The sequence below is a fragment of the Mycoplasmoides pneumoniae FH genome, assembly GCF_001272835.1.
GTDB classification, from domain to species: domain Bacteria; phylum Bacillota_I; class Bacilli_A; order Mycoplasmatales; family Mycoplasmoidaceae; genus Mycoplasmoides; species Mycoplasmoides pneumoniae.
Window position 1 is genome coordinate 214248 of the sequence record NZ_CP010546.1, and the last position, 23392, is coordinate 237639.

At 42.9% G+C, this 23392-nt stretch carries 37 protein-coding genes; all 37 read left to right on the forward strand.

Going from position 1 to position 23392, the window contains the following annotated elements; translation table 4 throughout:
• The first annotated feature begins 44 nt into the window (after positions 1 to 44).
• The 37 genes from F539_RS00940 (at position 45) to F539_RS01120 (ending at position 23379) form a co-directional block, all read left to right on the forward strand.
• Positions 45 to 1007, forward strand: a complete 963-nt coding sequence (locus F539_RS00940; RefSeq protein WP_014574899.1) for an MPN162 family protein — start codon at positions 45 to 47, stop codon at positions 1005 to 1007.
• A gap of 159 nt (positions 1008 to 1166) precedes the next feature.
• Complete coding sequence (locus F539_RS00945) at positions 1167 to 1592, forward strand: MPN163 family protein (RefSeq protein ID WP_349675614.1); 426 nt, start codon at positions 1167 to 1169, stop codon at positions 1590 to 1592.
• A gap of 93 nt (positions 1593 to 1685) precedes the next feature.
• Positions 1686 to 2012 (forward strand): 30S ribosomal protein S10, encoded by a 327-nt coding sequence (rpsJ, locus tag F539_RS00950; protein WP_010874521.1) that lies wholly within the window; start codon positions 1686 to 1688, stop codon positions 2010 to 2012.
• A 13-nt stretch (positions 2013 to 2025) separates the two neighbouring features.
• Positions 2026 to 2889 carry a 50S ribosomal protein L3 gene (gene rplC / locus F539_RS00955; protein WP_014574901.1) on the forward strand — a complete coding sequence of 288 codons (864 nt, stop codon included), beginning with the start codon at positions 2026 to 2028 and terminating at the stop codon, positions 2887 to 2889.
• A complete protein-coding gene (rplD, locus tag F539_RS00960) occupies positions 2889 to 3527 on the forward strand; it encodes a 50S ribosomal protein L4 (protein WP_014325387.1) in 639 nt (212 codons plus the stop codon). Before rplC ends, rplD begins: the two co-directional genes overlap by 1 nt.
• A gap of 2 nt (positions 3528 to 3529) precedes the next feature.
• Positions 3530 to 4243 carry a 50S ribosomal protein L23 gene (locus F539_RS00965; RefSeq protein ID WP_010874524.1) on the forward strand — a complete coding sequence of 238 codons (714 nt, stop codon included), beginning with the start codon at positions 3530 to 3532 and terminating at the stop codon, positions 4241 to 4243.
• Positions 4243 to 5106: a 50S ribosomal protein L2 gene (gene rplB / locus F539_RS00970; protein ID WP_010874525.1), complete on the forward strand. Its 864-nt coding sequence runs from the start codon at positions 4243 to 4245 to the stop codon at positions 5104 to 5106. Before F539_RS00965 ends, rplB begins: the two co-directional genes overlap by 1 nt.
• Entirely contained in the window at positions 5106 to 5369 is a 264-nt protein-coding gene (gene rpsS / locus F539_RS00975; RefSeq protein WP_010874526.1) for a 30S ribosomal protein S19, read from the forward strand. The genes rplB and rpsS overlap by 1 nt, the downstream gene beginning before the upstream one ends.
• A 1-nt stretch (position 5370) precedes the next feature.
• Positions 5371 to 5850, forward strand: coding sequence for a 50S ribosomal protein L22 (gene rplV / locus F539_RS00980; RefSeq protein WP_014574902.1), 480 nt, complete (start codon positions 5371 to 5373; stop codon positions 5848 to 5850).
• 1 nt (position 5851) lies between these two features.
• A complete protein-coding gene (gene rpsC / locus F539_RS00985) occupies positions 5852 to 6673 on the forward strand; it encodes a 30S ribosomal protein S3 (RefSeq protein ID WP_010874528.1) in 822 nt (273 codons plus the stop codon).
• Positions 6673 to 7092, forward strand: coding sequence for a 50S ribosomal protein L16 (gene rplP, locus F539_RS00990; protein WP_010874529.1), 420 nt, complete (start codon positions 6673 to 6675; stop codon positions 7090 to 7092). Before rpsC ends, rplP begins: the two co-directional genes overlap by 1 nt.
• On the forward strand, positions 7092 to 7427 hold the full coding sequence (rpmC, locus tag F539_RS00995) for a 50S ribosomal protein L29 (RefSeq protein ID WP_010874530.1): 336 nt from the start codon (positions 7092 to 7094) through the stop codon (positions 7425 to 7427). The genes rplP and rpmC overlap by 1 nt, the downstream gene beginning before the upstream one ends.
• Positions 7427 to 7684 (forward strand): 30S ribosomal protein S17, encoded by a 258-nt coding sequence (gene rpsQ, locus F539_RS01000; protein ID WP_014574903.1) that lies wholly within the window; start codon positions 7427 to 7429, stop codon positions 7682 to 7684. The genes rpmC and rpsQ overlap by 1 nt, the downstream gene beginning before the upstream one ends.
• 3 nt (positions 7685 to 7687) lie before the next feature.
• On the forward strand, positions 7688 to 8056 hold the full coding sequence (gene rplN / locus F539_RS01005) for a 50S ribosomal protein L14 (RefSeq protein WP_010874532.1): 369 nt from the start codon (positions 7688 to 7690) through the stop codon (positions 8054 to 8056).
• Positions 8056 to 8391 (forward strand): 50S ribosomal protein L24, encoded by a 336-nt coding sequence (gene rplX / locus F539_RS01010; RefSeq protein ID WP_010874533.1) that lies wholly within the window; start codon positions 8056 to 8058, stop codon positions 8389 to 8391. The genes rplN and rplX overlap by 1 nt, the downstream gene beginning before the upstream one ends.
• Positions 8392 to 8393: 2 nt before the next feature.
• Positions 8394 to 8936: a 50S ribosomal protein L5 gene (gene rplE, locus F539_RS01015; protein WP_014574904.1), complete on the forward strand. Its 543-nt coding sequence runs from the start codon at positions 8394 to 8396 to the stop codon at positions 8934 to 8936.
• 1 nt (position 8937) lies between these two features.
• The gene (locus F539_RS01020) at positions 8938 to 9123 is read left to right on the forward strand and encodes a type Z 30S ribosomal protein S14 (protein WP_010874535.1); all 186 of its coding nucleotides are present in this window, start codon (positions 8938 to 8940) and stop codon (positions 9121 to 9123) included.
• Complete coding sequence (gene rpsH, locus F539_RS01025) at positions 9117 to 9545, forward strand: 30S ribosomal protein S8 (RefSeq protein WP_010874536.1); 429 nt, start codon at positions 9117 to 9119, stop codon at positions 9543 to 9545. Before F539_RS01020 ends, rpsH begins: the two co-directional genes overlap by 7 nt.
• A gap of 6 nt (positions 9546 to 9551) precedes the next feature.
• Positions 9552 to 10106: a 50S ribosomal protein L6 gene (rplF, locus tag F539_RS01030; RefSeq protein ID WP_010874537.1), complete on the forward strand. Its 555-nt coding sequence runs from the start codon at positions 9552 to 9554 to the stop codon at positions 10104 to 10106.
• Positions 10107 to 10457 carry a 50S ribosomal protein L18 gene (gene rplR / locus F539_RS01035; RefSeq protein WP_010874538.1) on the forward strand — a complete coding sequence of 117 codons (351 nt, stop codon included), beginning with the start codon at positions 10107 to 10109 and terminating at the stop codon, positions 10455 to 10457.
• A gap of 3 nt (positions 10458 to 10460) precedes the next feature.
• A complete protein-coding gene (rpsE, locus tag F539_RS01040; RefSeq protein ID WP_010874539.1) occupies positions 10461 to 11120 on the forward strand; it encodes a 30S ribosomal protein S5 in 660 nt (219 codons plus the stop codon).
• A gap of 3 nt (positions 11121 to 11123) precedes the next feature.
• Complete coding sequence (rplO, locus tag F539_RS01045; protein ID WP_014325390.1) at positions 11124 to 11579, forward strand: 50S ribosomal protein L15; 456 nt, start codon at positions 11124 to 11126, stop codon at positions 11577 to 11579.
• Positions 11579 to 13012: a preprotein translocase subunit SecY gene (secY, locus tag F539_RS01050; protein WP_014325391.1), complete on the forward strand. Its 1434-nt coding sequence runs from the start codon at positions 11579 to 11581 to the stop codon at positions 13010 to 13012. The genes rplO and secY overlap by 1 nt, the downstream gene beginning before the upstream one ends.
• Positions 13006 to 13653: a nucleoside monophosphate kinase gene (locus F539_RS01055; protein WP_010874542.1), complete on the forward strand. Its 648-nt coding sequence runs from the start codon at positions 13006 to 13008 to the stop codon at positions 13651 to 13653. Before secY ends, F539_RS01055 begins: the two co-directional genes overlap by 7 nt.
• Positions 13653 to 14399, forward strand: coding sequence for a type I methionyl aminopeptidase (gene map, locus F539_RS01060; RefSeq protein WP_010874543.1), 747 nt, complete (start codon positions 13653 to 13655; stop codon positions 14397 to 14399). The genes F539_RS01055 and map overlap by 1 nt, the downstream gene beginning before the upstream one ends.
• A complete protein-coding gene (gene infA / locus F539_RS01065) occupies positions 14399 to 14635 on the forward strand; it encodes a translation initiation factor IF-1 (RefSeq protein ID WP_010874544.1) in 237 nt (78 codons plus the stop codon). Before map ends, infA begins: the two co-directional genes overlap by 1 nt.
• A gap of 10 nt (positions 14636 to 14645) precedes the next feature.
• Positions 14646 to 14759, forward strand: coding sequence for a 50S ribosomal protein L36 (gene rpmJ / locus F539_RS01070; protein WP_010874545.1), 114 nt, complete (start codon positions 14646 to 14648; stop codon positions 14757 to 14759).
• A complete protein-coding gene (gene rpsM / locus F539_RS01075) occupies positions 14759 to 15133 on the forward strand; it encodes a 30S ribosomal protein S13 (protein WP_010874546.1) in 375 nt (124 codons plus the stop codon). The genes rpmJ and rpsM overlap by 1 nt, the downstream gene beginning before the upstream one ends.
• The gene (gene rpsK / locus F539_RS01080; protein ID WP_010874547.1) at positions 15133 to 15498 is read left to right on the forward strand and encodes a 30S ribosomal protein S11; all 366 of its coding nucleotides are present in this window, start codon (positions 15133 to 15135) and stop codon (positions 15496 to 15498) included. Before rpsM ends, rpsK begins: the two co-directional genes overlap by 1 nt.
• A gap of 5 nt (positions 15499 to 15503) precedes the next feature.
• Positions 15504 to 16487 (forward strand): DNA-directed RNA polymerase subunit alpha, encoded by a 984-nt coding sequence (gene rpoA / locus F539_RS01085; protein WP_014325393.1) that lies wholly within the window; start codon positions 15504 to 15506, stop codon positions 16485 to 16487.
• A gap of 2 nt (positions 16488 to 16489) precedes the next feature.
• Positions 16490 to 16864: a 50S ribosomal protein L17 gene (rplQ, locus tag F539_RS01090; RefSeq protein WP_010874549.1), complete on the forward strand. Its 375-nt coding sequence runs from the start codon at positions 16490 to 16492 to the stop codon at positions 16862 to 16864.
• Positions 16848 to 17672 (forward strand): energy-coupling factor transporter ATPase, encoded by an 825-nt coding sequence (locus F539_RS01095; protein WP_010874550.1) that lies wholly within the window; start codon positions 16848 to 16850, stop codon positions 17670 to 17672. The genes rplQ and F539_RS01095 overlap by 17 nt, the downstream gene beginning before the upstream one ends.
• Positions 17660 to 18571, forward strand: coding sequence for an energy-coupling factor transporter ATPase (locus F539_RS01100; RefSeq protein ID WP_010874551.1), 912 nt, complete (start codon positions 17660 to 17662; stop codon positions 18569 to 18571). The genes F539_RS01095 and F539_RS01100 overlap by 13 nt, the downstream gene beginning before the upstream one ends.
• Complete coding sequence (locus F539_RS01105) at positions 18564 to 19868, forward strand: energy-coupling factor transporter transmembrane component T (protein WP_010874552.1); 1305 nt, start codon at positions 18564 to 18566, stop codon at positions 19866 to 19868. The genes F539_RS01100 and F539_RS01105 overlap by 8 nt, the downstream gene beginning before the upstream one ends.
• A complete protein-coding gene (truA, locus tag F539_RS01110; RefSeq protein WP_010874553.1) occupies positions 19861 to 20592 on the forward strand; it encodes a tRNA pseudouridine(38-40) synthase TruA in 732 nt (243 codons plus the stop codon). The genes F539_RS01105 and truA overlap by 8 nt, the downstream gene beginning before the upstream one ends.
• The gene (gene pepF / locus F539_RS01115) at positions 20585 to 22420 is read left to right on the forward strand and encodes an oligoendopeptidase F (RefSeq protein WP_014325394.1); all 1836 of its coding nucleotides are present in this window, start codon (positions 20585 to 20587) and stop codon (positions 22418 to 22420) included. The genes truA and pepF overlap by 8 nt, the downstream gene beginning before the upstream one ends.
• Positions 22420 to 23379 carry an adenine-specific methyltransferase EcoRI family protein gene (locus tag F539_RS01120; RefSeq protein ID WP_014574905.1) on the forward strand — a complete coding sequence of 320 codons (960 nt, stop codon included), beginning with the start codon at positions 22420 to 22422 and terminating at the stop codon, positions 23377 to 23379. The genes pepF and F539_RS01120 overlap by 1 nt, the downstream gene beginning before the upstream one ends.
• Positions 23380 to 23392: the final 13 nt, after the last annotated feature.

Sequence of the window (23392 nt, forward strand, 5' to 3'; positions counted from 1 at the left end):
TTCAAAATAAGCAAATATAATTAAACCGTCTTTTATCTGAATATATGAAACTAAATCTGCGATTTCCTAGCTATTTTTTACCCGTCGTTGCCGCTAGTGCTTTCCTTGTTAGTTGCGCCACACCTAACACTTACGAAGTACAACGCGCTGCCTTGATTCAACTAGTTGAAGAAGACGAACGACAAAACTACATTCAAAAGGGTAGTATAGGTGCAAATGCTGTTATGACTGCTGCAAAAGCAGAAACCAAAACAGCAGAAAAAACAGCAACTTCTACCAAAGCTGCTTCAATAGAACTTAAAAAAACTGATACTGATATTAAGACTACAACTACTACCGAAAACAAATCAGCATCCGGATACAAACTAGATACCCTCTTTGGTGACTACATCTTGTGAGTAGTTGACCACCTTTCTGGTTTACTTTTCTCACCTAAGACTAATAACAGTACAACTACTCAAAAAATCCAACTCATTACCGAAGATAAGGTGATTTTAGACGGTGGTAACTTGACCGTGGAAAAAAATCATGAACATGGCCATACTCATAAAAATGGTGAAACTCACGAACATGATCATGATCACCACGAAGGTGAAGAGGAAGTAATCGTTGGTCGTGCCCTTTCTTTTGCTAATGGTCTCTTCTTAGTTGTGGATCTTAAGGAAGAAAAACACGAAGAGAAGAAGGAAGCAAAATCTGAAATGTCAATGAACAGTAAAGATATGGTGATGATGACCAAAACTGAAATGATGTCTAAGGAAATGAAATCCGAACAAAAAATGGAGAAGAAGGAGGAACACGAACATCATCACAAAAAGCTGAGCCTCAGTACCACGGCTTACAAGTTTGGTCAAAGCTTTAACATCCTGGAATTTACTGGTGCTATGCACCACAAAACGGCACACAATAACGAAACCGAATTTAAAAATTTAGGCAAAAAATACGGTGGTATGACCGAGTACACGATTGTCGACTTTGACTTTAATCCACCAAAACCAACTAAGTAAACGGCTTAACTAGCGCAAACAAGTCCCAATGCTTTTAGCTTGGAGCTTTTTTGCTGTTAGTAAGCTTCTTTTAACAATTAAATGGGTCTTTTAAAGTGACACAATAAGATCGCCAAAAAGCGGGGTTACTACTTTTTTGAAGTTGTTTAATTTCAATGATTATGGGAAAATAATAAGGCCTGCAAGCGGCAAACTAGTTTGGAAAAAGATAAGGAATTAGTCAGTTCAATTGTGACTGCTAAAAGCATGATTGACCGGTTTTTCTGGTCTATTTTGAGCTTTCTGCTCACTAACTTAGTCTTTTTATTTGTGGCTTTTTTAATTCTGATTATTTACTTAATTTCCGAAATCACCCAACAGTTTGCCTTTGCTTTTATCGCAACGATTGTCTTCATCATTTTTTACAACATCCTCTTTTTGAGCTACCTGTTGACGATGTACATTAAAGGCTTAAAACAGATTGAGCAAAAGTCACGTTATTTACTCTTAGTGCTTGATGTTAAGGCTGATGAACTGCTTCCTTTCTCCTTTTTAGGTAGTTTAAGAAAGAGTCACATGCTTGAAGAAATGTTGTTAGAGCAGTAATTATTTGCTACAATCTTAAGGCTTTGGTCGAAGTGGATACACCGACAAGCGTAGTCATTTTGACCATCAAATTTCACCCTTAAGAACTGAGATATGAACGCCGCTAACGCAGTTAAATACCCTGAGCTCAAGATTAAGCTCGAGTCCTATGACAGCACCCTTTTAGACCTCACTACGAAAAAGATAGTGGAGGTAGTAAAGGGTGTCGATGTCAAAATTAAAGGTCCATTGCCTCTACCTACCAAAAAAGAGGTAATTACGATCATCCGTTCACCCCATGTGGATAAAGCATCACGCGAACAGTTTGAAAAAAACCGCCACAAACGTTTAATGATCTTGGTGGATGTTAACCAAGGTGCGATTGACAGCTTGAAGCGGATCAAGATCCCCGTTGGAGTAACTTTAAGATTTTCAAAGTAGTTAAAGAGAGAGTATGGAAATTCGTGGTATTTTTGGGGTTAAAGTAGGCATGAGCCAGGTGTTTACAACCAATAATGAGCGCCTACCTATTACCGTTATTTATTGTGAACCTAACCAGGTAGCAGGTGTTAAGAATGAGGCTAAGGACAAGTACAGTGCTACCTTGTTGAGTTTTGACACCGTTGAAAACAAAAAGCTCAACAAGCCTCAACAAGGCTTCTTTGAAAAAAACAACTTAAAGCCAACCAAGCACTTACAGGAAATCCGCAATATGACCGGGTTTGAAATGGGGCAACAAATCACACCGCAAAATCTCTTCCAAGTGGGTGAGTATGTTGATGTAAGTGCCATTAGTAAAGGTCGTGGGTTTACTGGTGCCATTAAGCGCTGGAACTTTAAGATCGGTCCGTTAGGTCATGGGGCTGGTTATCCCCACCGCTTCCAAGGTTCAGTCCAAGCTGGTCGTGGGGGTGCGAGTGCACAAAGAGTGTTTAAGGGCAAAAAGATGTCCGGACACTATGGTCATGAAAAAGTAACGGTACAAAACTTACGCATTGTTGGTTTTGATGAAGCTAACATGTTGGTATTAGTATCAGGGGCGATCGCAGGTCCTGAAGGTGGTGTGGTCTTCATCCGTACCGCTAAGAAAAAACCGGGGGTAGTGAAACCAATTGAGTTAGCTGTTCAAACCGAAAAGGCACCGGAAGCAAAACCGGCCAAGCTTTCCAAAAAGAAACAAGCCAAGGAGTTAGCGAAAGCACAAGCAGCTAACCAGCAAACTGTTGAAGCTAAGGTAGACACTCCAGTAGTAGAACCAAAACCAACTGAAGTTAAAAAAGCAGCACCAGTTGTAGAAAAGAAAGGGGAAGATAAATAATGGCTAAGCTTAAACTAATTAAAATCGACGGTTCCTTTGAAACTGAACCAGTGAAACTAAGCCCTGGTTTAATTGCTAAGGAACTCAAACAACAACCGGTGTTTGATGCCGTGTTAGTAGAACAAGCTTCCTGACGCCAAGGCACCCATTCCATTTTAACAAAGGGCGAAGTCCGTGGTGGTGGTAAGAAGCCTTACAAACAAAAACACACCGGGAAAGCGCGTCAAGGTTCAACCCGTAACCCCCACTTTGTTGGTGGTGGCATTGTGTTTGGTCCCAAGCCCAATCGTAACTACAGCTTAAAACTCAACAAGAAAGCGCACACGGCAGCCTTGCACACTGTTTGGAGTGAAAAGTTAGCTTCAGACAACACCCACCTAGTGGACCAAAACCTCTTTAACAAAACTGAGGGTAAAACCAAGGTGATGGTGCAATTTTTAAAGAGTGCCAAGCTCTTGGACAAAAACGTGTTGTTTGTAGTTAATACCCTTAACACCAACTTAGAACAAAGCACCAGCAACATTAAAAACGTGCAGGTCAAACACCTAGACAAGGTTTCTGTAAGGGATCTGATGTTAGCTAACGCTCTTTTAGTTGAAAAAGAAGTTTTAAAAGCTTTGGAGGGCAAATTTAAATAACCATGGATGTAACGAACGTACTGCTAAAACCAGTTCTAACCGAAAAGGTGTACTTCAACCAAATGGGTGAAACCAAGAAGTACGTCTTTGTGGTGAACCCTAAAGCAAGTAAAACACGCGTTAAACTAGCTTTTGAATTAGTGTATGGCATTAAGCCACTGAAGGTTAACACCTTAATTAGAAAACCAACCACCATTCGCGGTGGGAGCCGTTTTCCTGGTTTGAGCAAACTAGAAAAGTTGGCTGTGATTACCTTACCAAAGGGTATTGCCATTTCAGTTACTGGTGAAGCGCCAGAAAAAACCGATAAGCCAGCGGACAAAACCACCCTTAAGGAAAGTACTGTTAAGGAGATTAAGGACACCAAAAACAGTCCAGAAGCTGTTGTGAAAACTGCTGTGGAAGCGTTGCAAATTAAACCAACTGCCGCTCCTGTAACCACCGCCCCTCTACAAACCGTGGCGGTGAAGGTAGCTAAAGAAGTTAAAGAAGTTAAGGTAGAAAAGCCGGTTAAAGTGGAAAAACCAACCAAACCGGCAAAGGTAGCAAAAGAAGCTAAAACGACCAAAGTAGCTAAGGAAACTAAAGCTGAAAAGTCAGTTCAAACAACCAAAGTAGCTAAGGAAACTAAAACTGAAAAGTCAGCTAAAACTACCAAAACTACAGCTACAAAAACTACTAAAACTAAAACCACCAAAAAGGAGGTTAAAAAGTAATGCCTATTAAGAAAATTATTAGTCGTTCTAACAGTGGGATCCACCACTCCACGGTAATTGACTATAAGAAGTTATTAACCACCAATAAGAACAAACCAGAAAAGTCGTTGTTAGTTACCCTTAAAAAACACGGGGGTCGCAACAACCAAGGGAAAATTACGGTGCGCCACCAGGGTGGACGCAACAAGCGCAAGTACCGCATTATTGACTTTAAACGAACGCACTATGACAACATCGAAGCGACCGTTAAGTCGATCGAGTACGATCCGAACCGTTCTTGCTTTGTGTCGTTAATTACTTACGCTAACGGTGCCAAGAGTTACATCATTAGCCCTGATGGCATTAAGGTAGGTGATAAGATCTTGGCTTCCGAACACCCGATTGACATTAAACCGGGCTTTAGTATGCCCTTAGCCTTTATCCCTGAAGGTACCCAAGTGCATAACATTGAACTCCACCCTAAGGGAGGTGGTCAAATTGCCAGGAGTGCGGGGAGTTATGCCCGCATTTTGGGTCAAGACGAAACTGGTAAGTATGTCATTTTGCAACTTTTAAGTGGTGAAACACGCAAGTTCTTAAAGGAGTGCCGTGCTACTGTGGGAGTAGTTTCTAACTTAGACCACAACCTCGTAGTCATTGGTAAGGCTGGTCGCAACCGTCACCGCGGCATCCGTCCAACCGTTCGTGGTTCGGCCATGAACCCCAATGACCACCCCCACGGTGGTGGTGAAGGTCGTAGTCCCGTGGGTCGGGATGCACCCCGGACTCCATGGGGTAAGCGCCACATGGGTGTGAAGACCCGCAACATGAAGAAAGCATCCACTAACTTAATTATTCGTAACCGGAAAGGAGAACAATACTAATGTCACGCAGTGCTAAAAAAGGAGCCTTTGTTGATGCTCACCTCTTAAAGAAAGTGATCGATATGAACAAACAAGAGAAAAAACGTCCGATCAAAACCTGGTCCCGTCGTAGTACCATCTTCCCCGAATTTGTCGGTAATACCTTTGCTGTACATAACGGCAAGACCTTCATTAATGTTTATGTAACTGATGACATGGTGGGGCACAAACTCGGTGAGTTCTCCCCGACCCGTAACTTCAAACAACACACCGCTAACCGTTAGTATGATCGCCTTTGCAAAACAATTCCGTGTGAGAATCTCACCCCAAAAAGCCCGCTTAGTGTGTCAACTCATTGTGGGTAAGAAAACCGCTGATGCCCAAAACATCCTTTCCAATACACCCAAAAAAGCGGCTACCTTAATCGCTAAACTACTCAACAGTGCGATTGCCAACGCTACCAATAACCACGGCATGAATGGGGATGCCCTTTATGTCTTTGAGTGTGTGGCTAACCAAGGTCCGAGTATGAAGCGCACTATTCCCCGCGCTAAGGGCTCGAGTAACATGATTACCAAGCGCTCTTCTAATTTAGTGGTGAAACTATCGGATAACCCGAATGAACGTCAAGAATTAATTAAACAACAAAAGGCCCTAGTTAAAAAACGGGTCGAAGGTCAACAAAAAGCAAAGATGGCACGTCAAAAAGCAGTAACACCAGTGGTAAAAGCGCCAAGTAAAACTCAAGGAGGTGTACAAAAGTAATATGGGACAAAAAGTAAACTCCAACGGCTTGCGCTTTGGTATTAACAAAAACTGGATTTCGCGTTGAACCGCTAACTCCCACGCCCAGACTGCCAAGTGGTTAATTGAAGACGAAAAAATTCGTAACCTCTTCTTTGTCAACTACCGCAATGCCCAAGTTTCGAACGTGGAGATTGAACGTACTCAAGCAACCGTGGACGTATTTGTGTACGCCGCCCAACCCGCTTTTCTCATTGGTAGTGAAAACAAGAACATCCAAAAGATCACCAAGCAAATTAAGCAAATTATTGGTCGTACCACCAATTTAGACCTCACCATTAACGAAATTGGCTCCCCTATGTTATCAGCGCGCATTATTGCGCGGGATCTAGCCAACGCGATTGAAGCACGGGTACCGTTACGAACGGCAATGCGCCAATCCTTAATTAAGGTGTTGAAGGCTGGCGCTAACGGGATTAAGGTGTTGGTATCGGGTCGGTTAAACGGTGCCGAAATTGCGCGCGACAAGATGTACATCGAGGGCAATATGCCACTGTCAACCCTGCGTGCTGACATTGACTATGCCTTGGAAAAAGCGCAAACTACGTACGGTGTCATTGGTGTTAAGGTATGGATTAATCGCGGCATGATTTACACCAAGGGCTTAAACCGCACCCCGGCCCACATTCTCCACCCACAAAAGAAACAACCAAACCGCCAAAACCAACAACCACGCCACTTTAACCAGGGCCAGGTGTTGAGTGCTAATAAGTTAACTGGTAGTGATGTGGAGACCAGCAGTATCCAAGCACTTACTAAGCCTAACAAGGAGGACAAACAATAATGTTACAACCAAAAAGAACAAAGTACCGCAAACCTCACAACGTGAGTTACGAGGGCAAGGCTAAGGGCAACAGCTATGTTGCTTTTGGTGAATATGGTCTAGTAGCTACTAAGGGTAACTGGATCGATGCCCGTGCCATAGAATCAGCCCGGATTGCCATTAGTAAGTGTTTGGGTAAAACCGGTAAGATGTGGATCCGCATCTTCCCCCACATGTCCAAGACTAAAAAACCGTTAGAAGTACGGATGGGTTCTGGTAAGGGTAACCCGGAATTCTGGGTAGCAGTAGTAAAACAGGGCACGGTGATGTTTGAGGTAGCTAACATCCCTGAAAGCCAAATGATTAAGGCTTTAACCCGTGCTGGTCACAAGTTACCCGTGACCTGAAAGATTCTCAAACGCGAGGAGGTAAGTGCATAATGACCGTTGCAAAAGAATTACGCCAAAAGAGTTCCGAAGAGTTGGTAAAACTCGTGATTAAGCTCAAAGGGGAACTGTTAGAGTACCGCTTTAAGTTAGCACACGGGGAGCTAGACAAACCGCACTTAATTAACCAAACCAGGCGGTTATTGGCTACCATTTTAACGATTCTTACCGAGCGTAAGTTGAACTGACAAGAAGAACAAGCTAAGTACAAACTGCTCACTAAAAAAACGAACGAAGCAGCTGTGAATGCTTGGAAGCAACACCTAGAAGCTAACAAAGCGAAGCTGTTAAAGTCACGTGCTAAACGCGAGGATGCTAGCAAGAAATAATGAAACGTAATCAAAGAAAGGTCCTAATTGGGATTGTTAAAAGTACTAAAAACGCCAAGACCGCTACGGTTCAAGTAGAATCACGGTTTAAGCACCCTTTGTACCATAAGTCCGTAGTGCGACACAAGAAGTACCAAGCCCACAATGAGGGTGAAGTACTCGCTAAGGACGGGGACAAGGTACAAATTGTGGAAACGCGACCGTTGTCTGCAACCAAGCGCTTCCGCATTGCCAAAATTATTGAGAGGGTTAAATAGACTATGGTAAGTTTCATGACAAGACTAAATGTTGCCGATAACACGGGCGCCAAGCAAGTGGGCATCATTAAGGTATTAGGTTCCACCCGGAAACGTTATGCCTTTTTGGGTGATGTGGTAGTGGTATCAGTTAAGGATGCTATCCCTAGCGGTATGGTCAAAAAGGGTCAAGTGCTACGGGCAGTAATTGTCCGCACTAAAAAGGGCCAACAACGTAAGGATGGTACCCACCTTAAGTTTGATGACAACGCTTGTGTGTTAATTAAGGAAGACAAGTCACCAAGAGGCACACGGATCTTTGGTCCGGTAGCGCGTGAACTACGGGAACGTGGTTACAACAAAATTTTGAGTTTAGCAGTGGAGGTAGTGTAATGCAACGAATTAAAAAAGGTGATAAAGTAGTCGTAATTACCGGTAAGAATAAGGGTGGTAGTGGCATTGTTTTGAAAATTATGCCCGCGCGCCAACAAGCAATTGTAGAGGGACTCAACAAAGTAACACGCCACAAAAAGAAGGACCAAACCACAAAGCGCGCTGCTAAACAATCGACCGGTAAAGTGCAACAAGAAGCGCCAATCTTCTTGAGCAAGTTAGCTTTATTTGACCAAAAGGCAAAACAACAAACAATTGGCAAAATTAAGTACGTTATGGACCCTAAGACTAATAAGAAGACCCGGGTCTTTAAGAAATCCAACAACACGCTCTAGTTATGAATAATCTCAAAGCACATTACCAAAAAACAATTGCCAAAGAGCTGCAAAAGAGCTTTGCGTTTTCCTCGATTATGCAAGTACCGCGCTTGGAAAAAATTGTGATTAACATGGGGGTGGGTGACGTCATTCGCGACAGTAAGTTCTTGGAATCAGCCTTAAACGAACTCCACCTCATTAGCGGTCAAAAACCAGTTGCTACTAAGGCTAAAAACGCCATTTCCACCTATAAGCTGCGCGCTGGTCAACTAATCGGTTGTAAGGTTACCTTGCGCGGTGAGCGGATGTGGGCCTTTTTGGAAAAACTGATTTATGTTGCCCTACCTCGGGTGCGGGATTTCCGCGGCCTTTCTTTAAAGTCTTTTGATGGTCGGGGTAACTATACCATTGGAATTAAAGAACAAATTATTTTCCCGGAAATTGTCTATGACGACATTAAACGGATCCGCGGGTTTGACGTTACTCTGGTAACTTCAACCAATAAGGACAGCGAAGCATTAGCTTTACTTAGAGCGTTAAACCTCCCACTTGTAAAAGGATAATATGGCCAAAAAATCATTAAAAGTAAAACAAACTAGAATCCCCAAATTTGCCGTACGGGCTTACACCCGCTGTCAGCGTTGTGGTCGAGCCCGGGCAGTTTTAAGCCACTTTGGTGTGTGCCGTTTGTGCTTCCGCGAACTAGCATACGCTGGCGCAATTCCAGGAGTTAAAAAAGCATCATGATAACAACTACAAAACCAATTAAAGCCCACTTTGATCCAGTGGCTGACTTACTAACGAAGATTAACAATGCGCGCAAAGCGAAGTTAATGACGGTAACCACAATTGCTTCCAAGCTCAAGATTGCCATCTTGGAAATTTTGGTCAAGGAAGGTTATTTAGCTAACTTCCAGGTCTTGGAAAACAAGAGCAAGACCAAGCGGATTGTCACCTTTAACTTAAAATACACGCAGCGCCGGATTCCCTCCATTAACGGGGTGAAACAAATTTCCAAGCCGGGTCTGCGGATCTACCGGCCCTTTGAAAAGCTCCCGTTAGTTTTAAACGGTCTTGGGATTGCCATTATTTCCACTAGTGATGGCGTGATGACTGATAAGGTAGCGCGCTTAAAGAAAATTGGAGGGGAGATTCTCGCTTACGTTTGGTAAACAGTTATGTCAAAAATAGGAAACAGAACGATTACACTAGACCCCGCTAAGGTCAACCTTAACTTCCAGAAGGACCACATTGCCGTTAAGGGTCCTTTGGGTCAAATTGAGCTCAAACTACCCCCTAACTTACCGCTCAAGTTTGAACTGAAGGATAATAACCTCCAAATTACGCGGAACAACGAGTTAAAGCAATCCAAGATCTTCCATGGTACTTACAACGCGTTAATTACCAACGCCATTATTGGGGTTACTCAAGGCTTTGAAAAGAAGCTGCGCTTAGTCGGTGTGGGTTACCGTGCTAACGTGGAAGGGGAAACGCTCAACCTCCAGTTGGGTTACTCCCATCCCATTAAGGAAAAGATTCCCAAAGGCTTAACAGTTAAAGTAGAAAAGAACACCGAGATTACCATTTCGGGAATTAGTAAGGAGTTAGTGGGTCAGTTTGCCACTGAGGTGCGCAAGTGACGCAAACCCGAACCGTATAAGGGTAAGGGAGTGTTGTACTTTGATGAAGTGATTGTCCGTAAAGCTGGTAAAACCGCGGAGGGTAAAAAATAGATGAAAACACGAACAGAACAACGGCGCTTACGCCATAAAAGGATTGTGAAGAAGATCCGCGCCACTAACCACGACAACCGCGTTGTGTTAATGGTGATTAAGTCCTTAAACCATATTAGTGTGCAAGCGTGGGACTTTTCCCAGAACATTGTTTTAGCGTCCTCTTCCTCACTTGCTTTAAAATTAAAGAATGGTAACAAGGACAATGCCAAGTTAGTGGGGCAAGACATTGCTGATAAACTAGTGAAGCTCAAACTAACCAACGTTGTCTTTGACACTGGTGGTAGTAAGTACCACGGCCGGATTGCGGCATTGGCCGAAGCAGCCCGCGAAAGGGGGTTAAACTTCTAATTTATGACTGATCAAAACCAAAAAGCAAATCAAGGTAACGGCTTGCAAACCACTAACCTCCAAGCCCACGCACAGCGTAAACACAACCTCCGTCCTTCCTCTGAAGGGATTAAGAAAGCCGTGTCCAAAAAGGAAGGTGGTGGTCACAACCGTAACAACCAAAACCGTCGCTTCCAAAAACCGGCTTTCAAGAGTGAGTTTGAAGAACGCATCGTCAAACTAAAGCGCATTTCTAAAACCACTAAGGGTGGACGGAACATGCGGTTTAGTGTGCTGGTCGTAGTTGGTAACCGCAAGGGCAAGATCGGTTATGGGATTGCTAAGGCCTTGGAAGTACCGAATGCGATTAAGAAAGCCATTAAAGCAGCGCACAACTCACTCCACACAATTGAAATCCACAAGGGTTCAATTTACCACGAAGTAATTGGCCGTAGTGGGGCGAGTCGCGTGTTGCTCAAACCCGCTCCTCAAGGTACGGGAATTATTGCTGGTGGTGCCATTCGGGCCATTATTGAGCTCGCTGGTTACAGTGACATTTACACCAAGAACCTCGGTCGCAACACGCCAATTAACATGATCCATGCCACCATGGATGGGATCTTAAAGCAGCTCTCTCCACGTCGGGTAGCGATCTTACGTAACAAAAACCTCAACGAACTTTAGACAATGGAACTCAATCAACTCAAAAGTGTCCCCAAAGCGCGAAACCACAAGACCAAAACTTTAGGTCGTGGGCACGGCTCGGGTTTAGGTAAAACATCTGGTCGAGGCCAGAAGGGGCAAAAAGCGCGCAAGTCCGGTTTAACCCGTCCTGGTTTTGAAGGAGGACAAACGCCACTGTACCGTCGTTTACCGAAGTTTGGTAACGCACGCAAGGGCTTTTTAAAGCAGGAGTGGGTGGTGTTAAACCTCAATAAAATTGCTAAATTAAAGCTCGACAAAATTAACCGCGCTAGCTTAATTGAAAAGCAAGTAATTAGCGCAAAGAGCCAATTACCAATTAAACTAATTGGCAACACTAAGCTCGAAAAGCCGTTGCACTTTGAGGTGCACAAGGTTTCCAAGCAAGCTTTGAAAGCGGTTGAAAACGCCAACGGTAGTGTGAAGCTGTTAGAGAAATAATGCAAGCCAAACCAACAACTGCAGTTAAACAAAAACAGAATTTTGGGCAACGTTTGTTCACTTTGTTGCGCAACCGTGACTTCATGATCTCGTTTTTAATAACGGTCGTGCTGTTGGTTTTGTTTCGTGTTTTAGCGATTATTCCGCTCCCCGGCATCCAAGTCAACCAAACCGGGCTAGACCAAAACTCAAACGATTTCTTCTCACTGTTTAACCTACTTGGTGGGGGTGGATTGAACCAACTATCGCTGTTTGCGGTGGGAATTAGTCCGTATATTTCGGCGCAAATTATTATGCAGCTGTTGTCAACGGACTTAATTCCCCCGTTATCTAAACTGGTGAACAGTGGGGAAGTGGGTCGGCGTAAAATCGAGATGATTACGCGGATTATTACGCTACCGTTTGCGTTGGTGCAATCGTTTGCTGTGATCCAAATTGCCACTAATTCCGGTGGCGGTTCTTCACCTATTACCTTAAAAAACAACGGTTCGGATTTTGTCGCGTTTTACATCATTGCCATGACTGCTGGCACCTACCTGTCGGTCTTTTTAGGTGACACCATTTCCAAAAAGGGAATTGGTAACGGGATCACCCTGTTAATTCTTTCGGGGATTTTAGCCCAGCTACCCGAAGGATTTATAGCTGCTTACAGCGTGTTATCAGGTGTAGTGGTAACCATTAACGCAACCTTAACCACTGCCATTAGCTTCTTCATTTACTTCATGGCGTTTTTGGCATTACTGTTTGCCACTACCTTTATTACCCAAGCGACCCGGAAGATTCCGATTCAACAATCCGGTCAGGGTTTAGTAACCGAATCCTCTGCGTTACCTTACCTCCCAATTAAGGTCAACTCCGCCGGGGTAATTCCGGTGATCTTTGCGTCTTCGATTATGTCAATTCCGGTGACGATTGCCCAGTTCCAACCGCAAACCGAATCACGCTGGTTTGTGGAGGACTATCTTTCACTGTCCAAACCAACTGGCATTGTCCTGTATGGTATCTTGGTGATTCTCTTTAGCTTCTTTTACAGCTACATCCAGATCAATCCAGAACGGTTAGCCAAAAACTTCGAGAAGTCCGGGCGTTTTATCCCGGGTATTCGTCCCGGTAAGGATACTGAGAAACACATTGCCAGAGTACTCGTGCGGATTAACTTTATTGGCGCCCCTTTCCTAACGGTGATTGCCATTATTCCTTACATAGTGTCAGCCTTAATCCACTTACCCAACTCCTTAAGTTTAGGGGGTACGGGGATTATTATCATTGTTACCGCTGTGGTTGAGTTTATGTCAGCACTCCGCTCTGCAGCCACCGCTACTAACTACCAACAACTGCGCCGCAACTTGGCGATTGAAGTGCAAAAAACAGCCCAACAAGACAAGGAGGAACAACTGCGCGCTGAAACCCCTGGTATTGGTAACCTCTGGTAATGGAAAATAAGTTCTTGTTTTTAGGCGCTCCGGGTGTGGGTAAGGGTACACTAGCTAAGCAAGTAGCCAACACCACCGGATTGTTTCACCTTTCCACTGGTGACATCTTTCGCAGTGTGATGCAAGAGCAGGGTGCGTTGAGTCAAACGCTAGCGCACTATATGAACCAGGGTTTGTATGTCCCTGATGAATTGACTAACCAAACCTTTTGGCACTTTGTCACTACCCACCAAAATGAACTCCACAAGGGCTTTATCCTAGATGGGTATCCCCGTACCTTAAACCAACTCGAGTTTTTGCAAAGCAAGTTGCAATTAGACCAGGTGTTTCACCTTAAGCTAAGTGATCCCCAAGTGCTAGTAGCGCGGATCTTAAACCGTTTGGTTTGTCCTAGTTGTGGTAGTGTATACAACAAGCAGAGCAAACCACCATTGAAGGCCAATCAGTGTGATCGTTGCCATGCTACGTTACAAGCGCGCAATGATGACACGGAAGCGGTAATCTTAAAGCGTTTAACGCTTTACGAAGACACCGTTAAACCCTTAATTGAGGCCTTCACCAAGCAGGGCATTCTCACCGTCATTGAAGCCCAATTACCGCTCGAACAACAGGTCAATTTGGTTCAACAGTTAGTGCATTAATGGTTTATTTAAAGTCTGCGCGTGAGGTCGAACAGATCCGCCAAGCATGTAAGATTTTCCAAGAAGCAAAGGCATATTTTACAATTGAAAGGCTACTTGGCAAATCTTTAACAGCAATTGATCAAGCGTTAAAGCAGTTTATTGAGAGCAAAGGTGCAACTTGTGCCTTTCATAAATACCAAAATTTCCCGGGATTTAACTGCCTTTCGTTAAACGAAACGGTAATCCATGGCATAGCGGACAACCGTGTTTTTGGTGTTAAGGATAAACTGACGTTGGATATTGGCATTAACCTTAACGGTTATATTTGCGATGCAGCTTTTACGGTTTTGGGCCCCAAGGCTCCAGAGCCCATGCAAACGCTGTTAGAGGTAACGGAAGCTTGTTTTACTGCTGTGGTGGAGCCTCAACTGCGCCCCAATAACCCCACTGGTAATGTTTCCCATGCCATCCAAACCTACTTTGAATCTAAGGGTTATTACCTTTTAAAACAGTTTGGTGGTCATGGTTGTGGGATTAAGGTGCACGAAGAACCGCTGATTTTGAACTATGGTAAGCCTGATACAGGTACTAAGTTAGAACCAGGGATGGTCTTGTGCATTGAGCCCATGGTAATGACTGACAGTGATGCAATGGTAATGCATAACAACAGCTGGAATGTATTAACCCCTAAAAGCCGTTACAATTGTCATGTAGAACAGATGTATGTGATCACCACAAGTGGATTTGAATGTTTAACTAATTAATGCAACCAAAGTTTAATAACCAAGCAAAGCAGGACAAACTCGTCTTAACGGGCAAAATCTTGGAAATCATCCACGGTGACAAGTTTCGCGTGTTGTTGGAAAACAACGTTGAAGTAGATGCTCACTTAGCGGGCAAAATGCGAATGCGCCGGTTACGAATTTTACCGGGCGATTTAGTTGAAGTGGAATTTTCCCCTTATGATTTAAAGTTAGGTCGAATAATAGGTAGAAAATAATTAAAATACTATGAAAGTTAGAGCGAGCGTAAAGCCAATTTGCAAAGATTGCAAGATCATTAAGCGCCACCAAATTGTGCGCGTTATTTGCAAAACTCAAAAACATAAACAACGACAAGGATAATGGCACGGATTTTAGGTATTGACATTCCCAACCAGAAACGCATAGAAATTGCGTTAACCTATATTTTTGGTATAGGGCTTTCGCGCTCCCAAGCCATCTTAAAGCAAGCGAACATTAACCCCGATAAACGGGTCAAAGACTTAACCGAAGAGGAGTTTGTTGCCATTAGGAATGTAGCTAGTGCTTACAAGATTGAGGGTGATTTGCGTCGTGAAATTGCACTCAACATTAAGCATTTGAGTGAAATTGGAGCATGAAGGGGCTTGCGCCACCGCAAGAACTTACCAGTGCGCGGACAACGTACCCGTACCAATGCCCGCACCAGAAAGGGTCCACGTAAGACCGTGGCTAACAAGAAGATTGAAAGCAAGTAATGGCTAAGAAGAAAAAGATTAATGTATCTAGTGGAATTATCCACGTATCCTGTTCCCCAAATAACACAATTGTATCCGCTAGTGATCCGGGGGGCAACGTGTTGTGCTGAGCTAGCAGTGGTACCATGGGCTTTAAGGGATCGCGCAAAAAGACCCCGTACTCAGCCGGCATAGCAGCCGATAAGGTGGCCAAAACCGTCAAGGAAATGGGGATGGCGACCGTTAAGCTCTTTGTCAAGGGTACAGGTCGGGGTAAGGATACCGCCATTCGCAGCTTTGCTAATGCGGGACTTTCTATTACTGAAATTAACGAAAAGACCCCGATTCCCCACAACGGTTGCAAACCACCAAAACGACCACGCTAAGATTTATGGAAAAGTTTTTAAAGTACGAAATAAAGGTAAATAACGAACAAGCACGCGCTAACCCCAACTACGGCATCTTTGAAGTTGGACCACTCGAATCGGGCTTTGGCATTACCATCGGTAATGCTATGCGCCGGGTGCTGTTGAGCTGTATTCCAGGTGCCAGTGTGTTTGCACTCTCAATTTCGGGTGCCAAGCAAGAGTTTGCTGCTGTGGAAGGGATGAAGGAAGATGTCACTGAAGTGGTGTTAAACTTCAAGCAATTGGTAGTGAAGATTTCTGACCTTCTGTTTGAAGATGGTGAAATGGTCGAACCACCACTAGAACGTTGACCATTGTTAACGGTAACAGCTGAGAAAGCGGGACCGGTGTATGCGAAGGACTTGGAGTGCCCAGCTGGCTTTGAAGTGGTCAACAAGGACTTGTACCTGTTCTCGTTGCAAACTGACAAAAAGGTAACAGTTAACGTGTATGTGAAACAAGGACGGGGGTTTGTTACTTTCTTGGAAAACCGTGAAATGATTAATTCTTTGGGGATTATTGCCACTGACTCGAACTTCTCCCCGGTATTACACTGTGGTTATGAAGTACAGGAATTGAAAACTTCCAAGCAAAAGATTACTGATCACTTAACTTTCAAAATTGCTACTAACGGTGCCATATCCGCTGTGGATGCCTTTGCAATGGCTGCAAAGATCTTGATCGAACACCTCAATCCGATTGTTAATGTCAACGAATCGATTAAGGCGTTGAATATTATCCAAGAGAAAGCCGAAGAACGCCGTGTCCGTTCGTTTGCGAAGCAAATTGAAGAGTTGGACTTTACCGTGCGTACCTTTAACTGTTTGAAGCGTAGTGGGATCCACACCTTACAAGAGTTGTTGTCCAAGTCATTAGCTGATATTCGTGAAATCCGTAACCTCGGTAAGAAATCGGAACGCGAAATTATTAAGAAGGTACACGAATTAGGACTCAAATTAAGATCTTAGTTATGTCATACATTAATAAACCAGGTAAAACTAGTGCGTGAAGGGTCATGACCGTGCGCCAACAGGTAAGCGCTGTTTTGGCTTATGGCAAGATTGAAACAACCTTAAAGAAGGCCAAGAACACCCAAAAGCGTTTAGATAAGTTAATTACCTTAGCTAAAGTTGATAACTTTAATAACCGTCGTCAAGTCAAAAAGTGGTTGTTAAACACCAACTTGTTCGATGTTGATCAACTAATGGATCACTTGTTTAGCAAAGTTGCCCCTAAATACGAAAAAACCCCCGGTGGTTACAGCCGTGTTTTAAAATTAGGGCCACGTCGCGGAGATGCCACGGAAATGGCCATCTTGCAACTAACTGATGCTAAATACAAATAAACAAGCAGCTGCAAGCTTTCAAGGTGTTTATTTTTCTTACAGCGAATTACCATTAATTCGCAACCTCTCCTTTGATGTTTTCGAAGGGGAGTATGTTTGCATAGTTGGCCATAACGGCTCGGGTAAATCCACCATCTCGAAGCTGTTAACGGGCTTGTTAAAACCACAAGCGGGTACCATCAAAATCTTTGGTAAGACGATTTCGAGTGAAAACGTGACTTACCTACGCAACCACATTGGCATTATCTTCCAAAACCCCGATAACCAGTTTATTGGTATTACCGTGGAAGATGACATTGCTTTTGGACTGGAAAACCGCCGTTATACGCGCGAAAAGATGAAGAGCATCATTGAGGATGTAGCCCAACAAGCGGGAATAACGGAGTTATTGCAAAAAGAACCGCATAACCTTTCGGGTGGGCAAAAGCAACGCGTTGCCATTGCCTCGGTGTTAGCCTTAAACCCAGCCATCATTATCTTTGATGAGTCGACTTCGATGTTGGATCCTAAAGCGAAGCGTACCATTAAGCAGTTCATGGTGGAACTGCGCAACCAGGGCAAGTGTGTTATCTCCATTACCCATGACATGGAAGAGGTTACCAAAGCAGACAAGGTTTTGGTCATGAATGAAGGTCGTTTAATTCGTCAAGGTAAACCCAAGGATGTCTTTAACAGTGCAGCCGAATTGCAAAAAATCCGCTTGGATATTCCCTTTTCTTTAAGCCTTTCCACGAAGGTTAATGGTGTGACTAGTACAATAGACTACCAACAACTAATTGAGGCCATTGGTAAGCTATGAAAAAAATAGTTGAACTCAAAAACCCCTTAAGGGATGGAGAAATCCTCAGTGTTAGTAACCTTTCGTGCTTTTTTAACGAAAAAACAGTCCATGAAGTCAAGGTAATTGACAACTTTAGCTATACCTTTGCTAAAAATAAGGTCTACTGCATTATTGGTGACAGTGGTAGTGGTAAATCAACCTTAGTCAACCATTTTAATGGTTTAATAAAGCCCGCTTACGGAGATATTTGGGTCAAGGATATTTACATTGGTCAAAAGCAACGCAAAATTAAGGACTTTAAACGCTTGCGCAAAACAATTTCGATTGTCTTTCAGTTTCCCGAATACCAACTGTTTAAGGACACAGTGGAAAAGGACATTATGTTCGGTCCAATTGCTTTGGGTCAATCGAAAAACGAAGCACGCCAAAAGGCAGCTTACTACCTCGAAAAAATGGGGTTAAAGTACACTTTTTTAGAGCGCAATCCGTTTGAGTTGAGCGGGGGGCAAAAGCGCCGTGTAGCGATTGCTGGGATTTTAGCAATTGAACCCGAAGTTTTAATCTTTGATGAACCTACCGCTGGACTAGATCCTGAAGGGGAACGAGAAATGATGCGTTTAATTAAGGATGCTAAAGCTAGTGGTCGCACCGTCTTTATGATTACCCACCAAATGGAAAATGTTTTGGAAGTAGCGGATGAAGTGCTGGTGTTGTCCAAGGGCCAACTCGTTAAATCCGGTGATCCTTACGAAGTTTTTATGGATGAAGCATTTTTGGCACACACCACCATTATTATGCCTCCAGTCATTCAAGTTATCAAAGACCTAATTAACTTAAACCCGAAGTTTAGTTGTTTATTAGACTTTAAACCGCGCAACTTAGACCAGTTGGCGGATGCCATTAACAACACAATAGCTCATGGATAGTTTTTTTATTAATGGTTATGTACCACGAGATACCTTTATCCACCGGCTCCACCCGACAACGAAACTGTTAATCTTTTTGCTGTTCGTGATCCTGGTGTTTGTACCCATTGGCTTTGTTTTTCAAAGTGTGATCTTTGTCTTTGCCACAGTTATTTTCTTTGTAGCCAAACTACCCGGACGGTTTTACCTCTCCTCGATTAAGTCAATCTCACTGTTATTCTTACTACTGTTATTTGTCAACTGGTTTACCTTCCGTGACCCCGGGTTCTACATTACCGCTGATCAGGTTAATACAGTAAAACCACACTTTAACGGTAATAACTTTAACTTCTGAAACATCTCCCTGTTTAACTATCAGGACAATGTGTTTTCGCAAGTGTTTAACTTTAACCGTGCCAACATGACAGAGTTAAACAAGATTAACTTCTTCTTTAAGGAAACAGCTAATGCTAATGCATACACCAAGGTAACGGGGATTGATAAATTGGCAGAAATGTTGGCTTCAAAGAATCTCTTTAAGTTCAACGGTTCTACCAATGGCATTGATAAAAACAAGATTCTTGGTGCCTTTCTAGATCATAAGATTGCCGTTTACCTCGGTCGTAGTTGGGGTGGTGACTTTAGTGGTTTTGTGATTGACGTAAGTGTAAGTGATAAAACATCTACCTTCACGATTAAACCCTTTTTAGCTAACTCGAACTATGTGTTGACACTGCGTGCCATTATTCTAGCCTTTTACGTTACCCAAAAGATCTTGATCATGATCATTTTGGCAACAGTGTTAACTTCCACTTCAAGCTCGGTTGAGTTGGCATACGGAATTGAACGCTTGCTGTGACCGTTGAAGCTGTTACGGGTTCCAGTCAATGTGTTTGCGATGACAATTGCAATTGCAATTCGCTTTGTCCCTTCTTTATTGTTGGAATCACAACGGATTTTAAATGCCCAAGCATCACGCGGTTTGGACTTTAAGAACGGCAATTTCTTTGTCAAAATGCGTTCATTGTCTTCCTTGGTTGTACCGATGATTTCGATTGCATTCCGCAATGCTGGGGAGTTGGCGAGTGCCATGGAAGCACGTGGTTATGATCCAACTAAGAAACGTACTACCTACCGCAAGTTTAAGATTGATTGGGTTGATGCCACAGCTTTAATTCTCACCGCTCTTTACTTTGTGGTGATTATTTTCTTAACCGTTAAGGGTGCAGTGTTCCTAGATTTAGGGACACCTGAGTGGTTGCTAACCGGCAAGATTAAAGAGCAGGTAGAGCGCTCATTATCAGTTAAAAGTGCCTAGGTACTTAGCGATTGTCGCTTACAATGGTGCTCCCTTTCGTGGTTGAGCCAAACAACCGGGTTACCACACCGTTCAGGGTCAAATAGAACAAAACCTAGCCTTAATTTACCAAACACCAATTAATATTTATGGTTCGGGTCGGACTGATAAGGGAGTGCATGCCATTAACCAAACCTTTCACGTTGATCTACCTGATAAGTTACCACTCAAACAGTTAATTGCCAAACTAAACCAATTAAACTACCCTGACATTTTTGTAAAGGCCTTAGTTCCAGTAGCACCGCGATTTCACGCGCGGTTTGCAGTAAAAACTAAGGTTTATGAATACCTTATTAACACCCGAGCTTTTAACCCAGCACAGTACCACACCGTGTGACAGTACAACCACCCATTGGATTTAGCACAACTTGAAGCGGATACCACGCTCTTTTTAGGCAGGAAGGATTTTTGGAGTTTTAGCACCGCTAGCCAAAAGGACACGCAGCGCACAATTAGTAAAATTATCGTGCAACAAGATCACACTGGTACGGTTAAACTGACCTTTTTTGGCAACGGTTTTTTAAGAAACCAGATTCGAATGATGGTAGCTTCTCTAGTGGCCTTAAACAATCGAACCCTGATGCGAGAAACAGTTCAACAGCTGTTTGATCAACCACAAAAGGGTGGGTGTAAGGTTAAAGCCCCCGCTTGTGGTCTTTATTTAAAAACTGTCTTATATGAATAACCAATACAACTGAAACCTCGAAGTTTTACTAAATGGTAAGAGTTTAGCTGATAACTTTACCGAACTCAAACAACTCAGTGAGCAGGAAAAAGCACTTTACGATGGTGGTGCTTGCTTTCAAACCAAAGCTAAGTTCACCGAATTTTTACAACTACAAGAAAAGATTGAGGTCTTAGAAAACCGTTACAGCAATTTTTTGAGTAACAAGCACGCTGAAAACAGTTTGGACAAAACGATTAACGACGCTTTATTTCAGTACGAAATGTTTAAAAGTGAACATGCCTTGGTGTTTGTTGACTTTGAAAAGAACCTGTTTAAGCACGAAAAGGTGATTCGCGCATACCTCCAAGACCCTGCTTTAAAACAATACCAAAGGGATTTTGAACTAGTATGACGGAACAAGAAACACCAAATTGATCCCGCTAGTCAAAAGTTGTTAGCGCAAATTAGTCCGGCATTAAACCAAGCGGACAAGATCTTTAATGTGTTATCTACCGCTGACCTAAACCTCCAACCAGTCGTATACAAGGGTAAAACTTACGTTATTAACGCGGTTAGTGATTATCAAAGTCTCTTGGAAAATAAGGATCGTGGCCTGCGTGAAGCTGCTTACAAAGTGTGGTTGGAAATTTACTGACCCACACGCAATACCTTGAGTGTGAGTTTAGTGGAAAACTACATCCAATTAGAAACCTTTGCTAAGTTAAAGAAACACCCCAATTACATTGCCAAAACAGCTTTTGATGATGAAATTGATGTGGCTTTCATTGACTTTGTTTATGAGCAAGTGGCTAGCTTTGCCCCGACCTTTAAAGCCTTTCAAAGTTTAAGGAAGCAAATTTACAAGCACGTTTTAAAACTAGACAAAGCCCAACCTTGGGACTTGTCGGTACCGTTGTTTAAGGCTAGTGGTGACTACACCATTGAACAAGCCCAAACTGATGCGCTTAAGATATTAGCACCTATGGGTAGTGAATACCTGGAAGTGGTAAAGGAAGCCTTTCGGGAGCGCTGAATTTCCTGGTTACCCGATAAGAACAAGTATACCGGGGCTTACTCAATTTCCAACGTTAAGGGTTTAGATCATTACTTCATTTTGATGAATTTTGATAAAACCCGCGCTTCATTAAATACCCTAGTCCATGAATTGGGTCACAGTGTCCATTCTTGGTATGCATCTAAGTACCAAACGCAAAACTTGGATCCTACAATTTTCTATGCTGAAATTGCTTCCATTTGTAACGAATTACTGTTGTGTTACCACGATATTATTAACTATGAAAACCGCAATCCGCAGCAGTTAATCCGTAGTTTAATGGAACAAATTAGCCACTTCTTTGGCGCTACCACGAGACAGTTAATGTTCTCTCAGTTTGAACAAGACACCTTAAAGTTAATTCAGCAAAACCAAAAGCCTGACTTTAAGACCCTAGTGGAAATTTATGGTAAGACCGCCATTAAGTACCAAGCTGCTAATGCTGACGCTATTACGAAAAAGCTCAAGCAAACCAAGTACCAAAAGTCATTGGCTTACATTACCTCCATTCCGCATTTTTACGCTGGTAACTTCTATGTTTACAAGTACGCCATTGGTCAAGTTGTGGGTACCTTAGTTGGTAAAAAACTGAGTGCTGGTGACAGTAATATGCTCGCTGCTTACAAGCGCTTCTTGTCTTCAGGCTCCACCTTACCACCACTAGAAACAATTAAATTGTTAGGGATTGACCTTACCCAACCAGAACCGTGACAAGAAGCCCATGCGGAGTTAAAGCGCTGGATTAAACTAGTACAAACAGCCTTTAAACAGCTGCAACACAAAAAGCGCTAGTGCATTACTTTAACCGCGCCAAAAAGGCAAAGAACAATGAATTTTATACCTTGTTTGAAGACATTGCCGCTGAAGTGGCATGTTATCCCAATGCCTTTAAGGGTAAGGTAGTGTTGTGTAATTGTAATGATGGTTACCAATCGAACTTCTGGCAGTTTTTTCAAAGTCAGTTTCATGCTTTAGGACTCAAAAAACTAGTTGCGATTGCTTTTAATCCACTTGGCAACAGTTATCAACTCAACTTCGATGGAAAGGAAATAAAGGAACTACCTTTAGCTGGTAATGGCAGCTTTGACAGTGCGGAAGCCATTGTTCTTTTAAAGCAAAGTGACATTGTGGTAACTAATCCACCGTTTAGCTTGTTTCAGGACTTTGTTTGTCTTTTAGCAGAGCATGGCAAACAGTTTTTGGTTTTAGGTCACAATGGTGCTGTCGGTTATAATCAGATCTTTAAGCTGTTTAAGGAAGAACAGTTGTGATATGGTCATACTGTTAACAGTTCGATGTTGTTCCAAGTGCAGTCTAACTTTAAACTGTATGACCCCAAAAGCGTTAACTTTGTTAAAAAGTATGGTCAACTGTTTCAAAAAGTACCGGGAATTTCCTGGTTTACAAACCTCAAGAAAAACCAACAACCAGCTTGACTAAAAACAAAATCACGCTATCAGGGCAACGAACACAAATACCCCAAGTTTGACTGGTATGATGCCATTTTTGTCAGTAAGGTTAAAGAAATTCCCCTAGACTGATTTGGTTACATGGGGGTGCCATTAACCTTTCTCAATTGCTTTAATCCCAAACAGTTTGAGCTAATTGATTGTCTAGCCAATCCCTACGCTACCCTAGACACATTAAAAACTAATGCTTATGTGAGATCACACCACGGTGATGTGAGGAATGTGAAGGGTAAGCGAAGGTATGTTAGGGTAGTGATTAAACAACGTCAAAATGTGATTTAATGCCTTAAGTTAA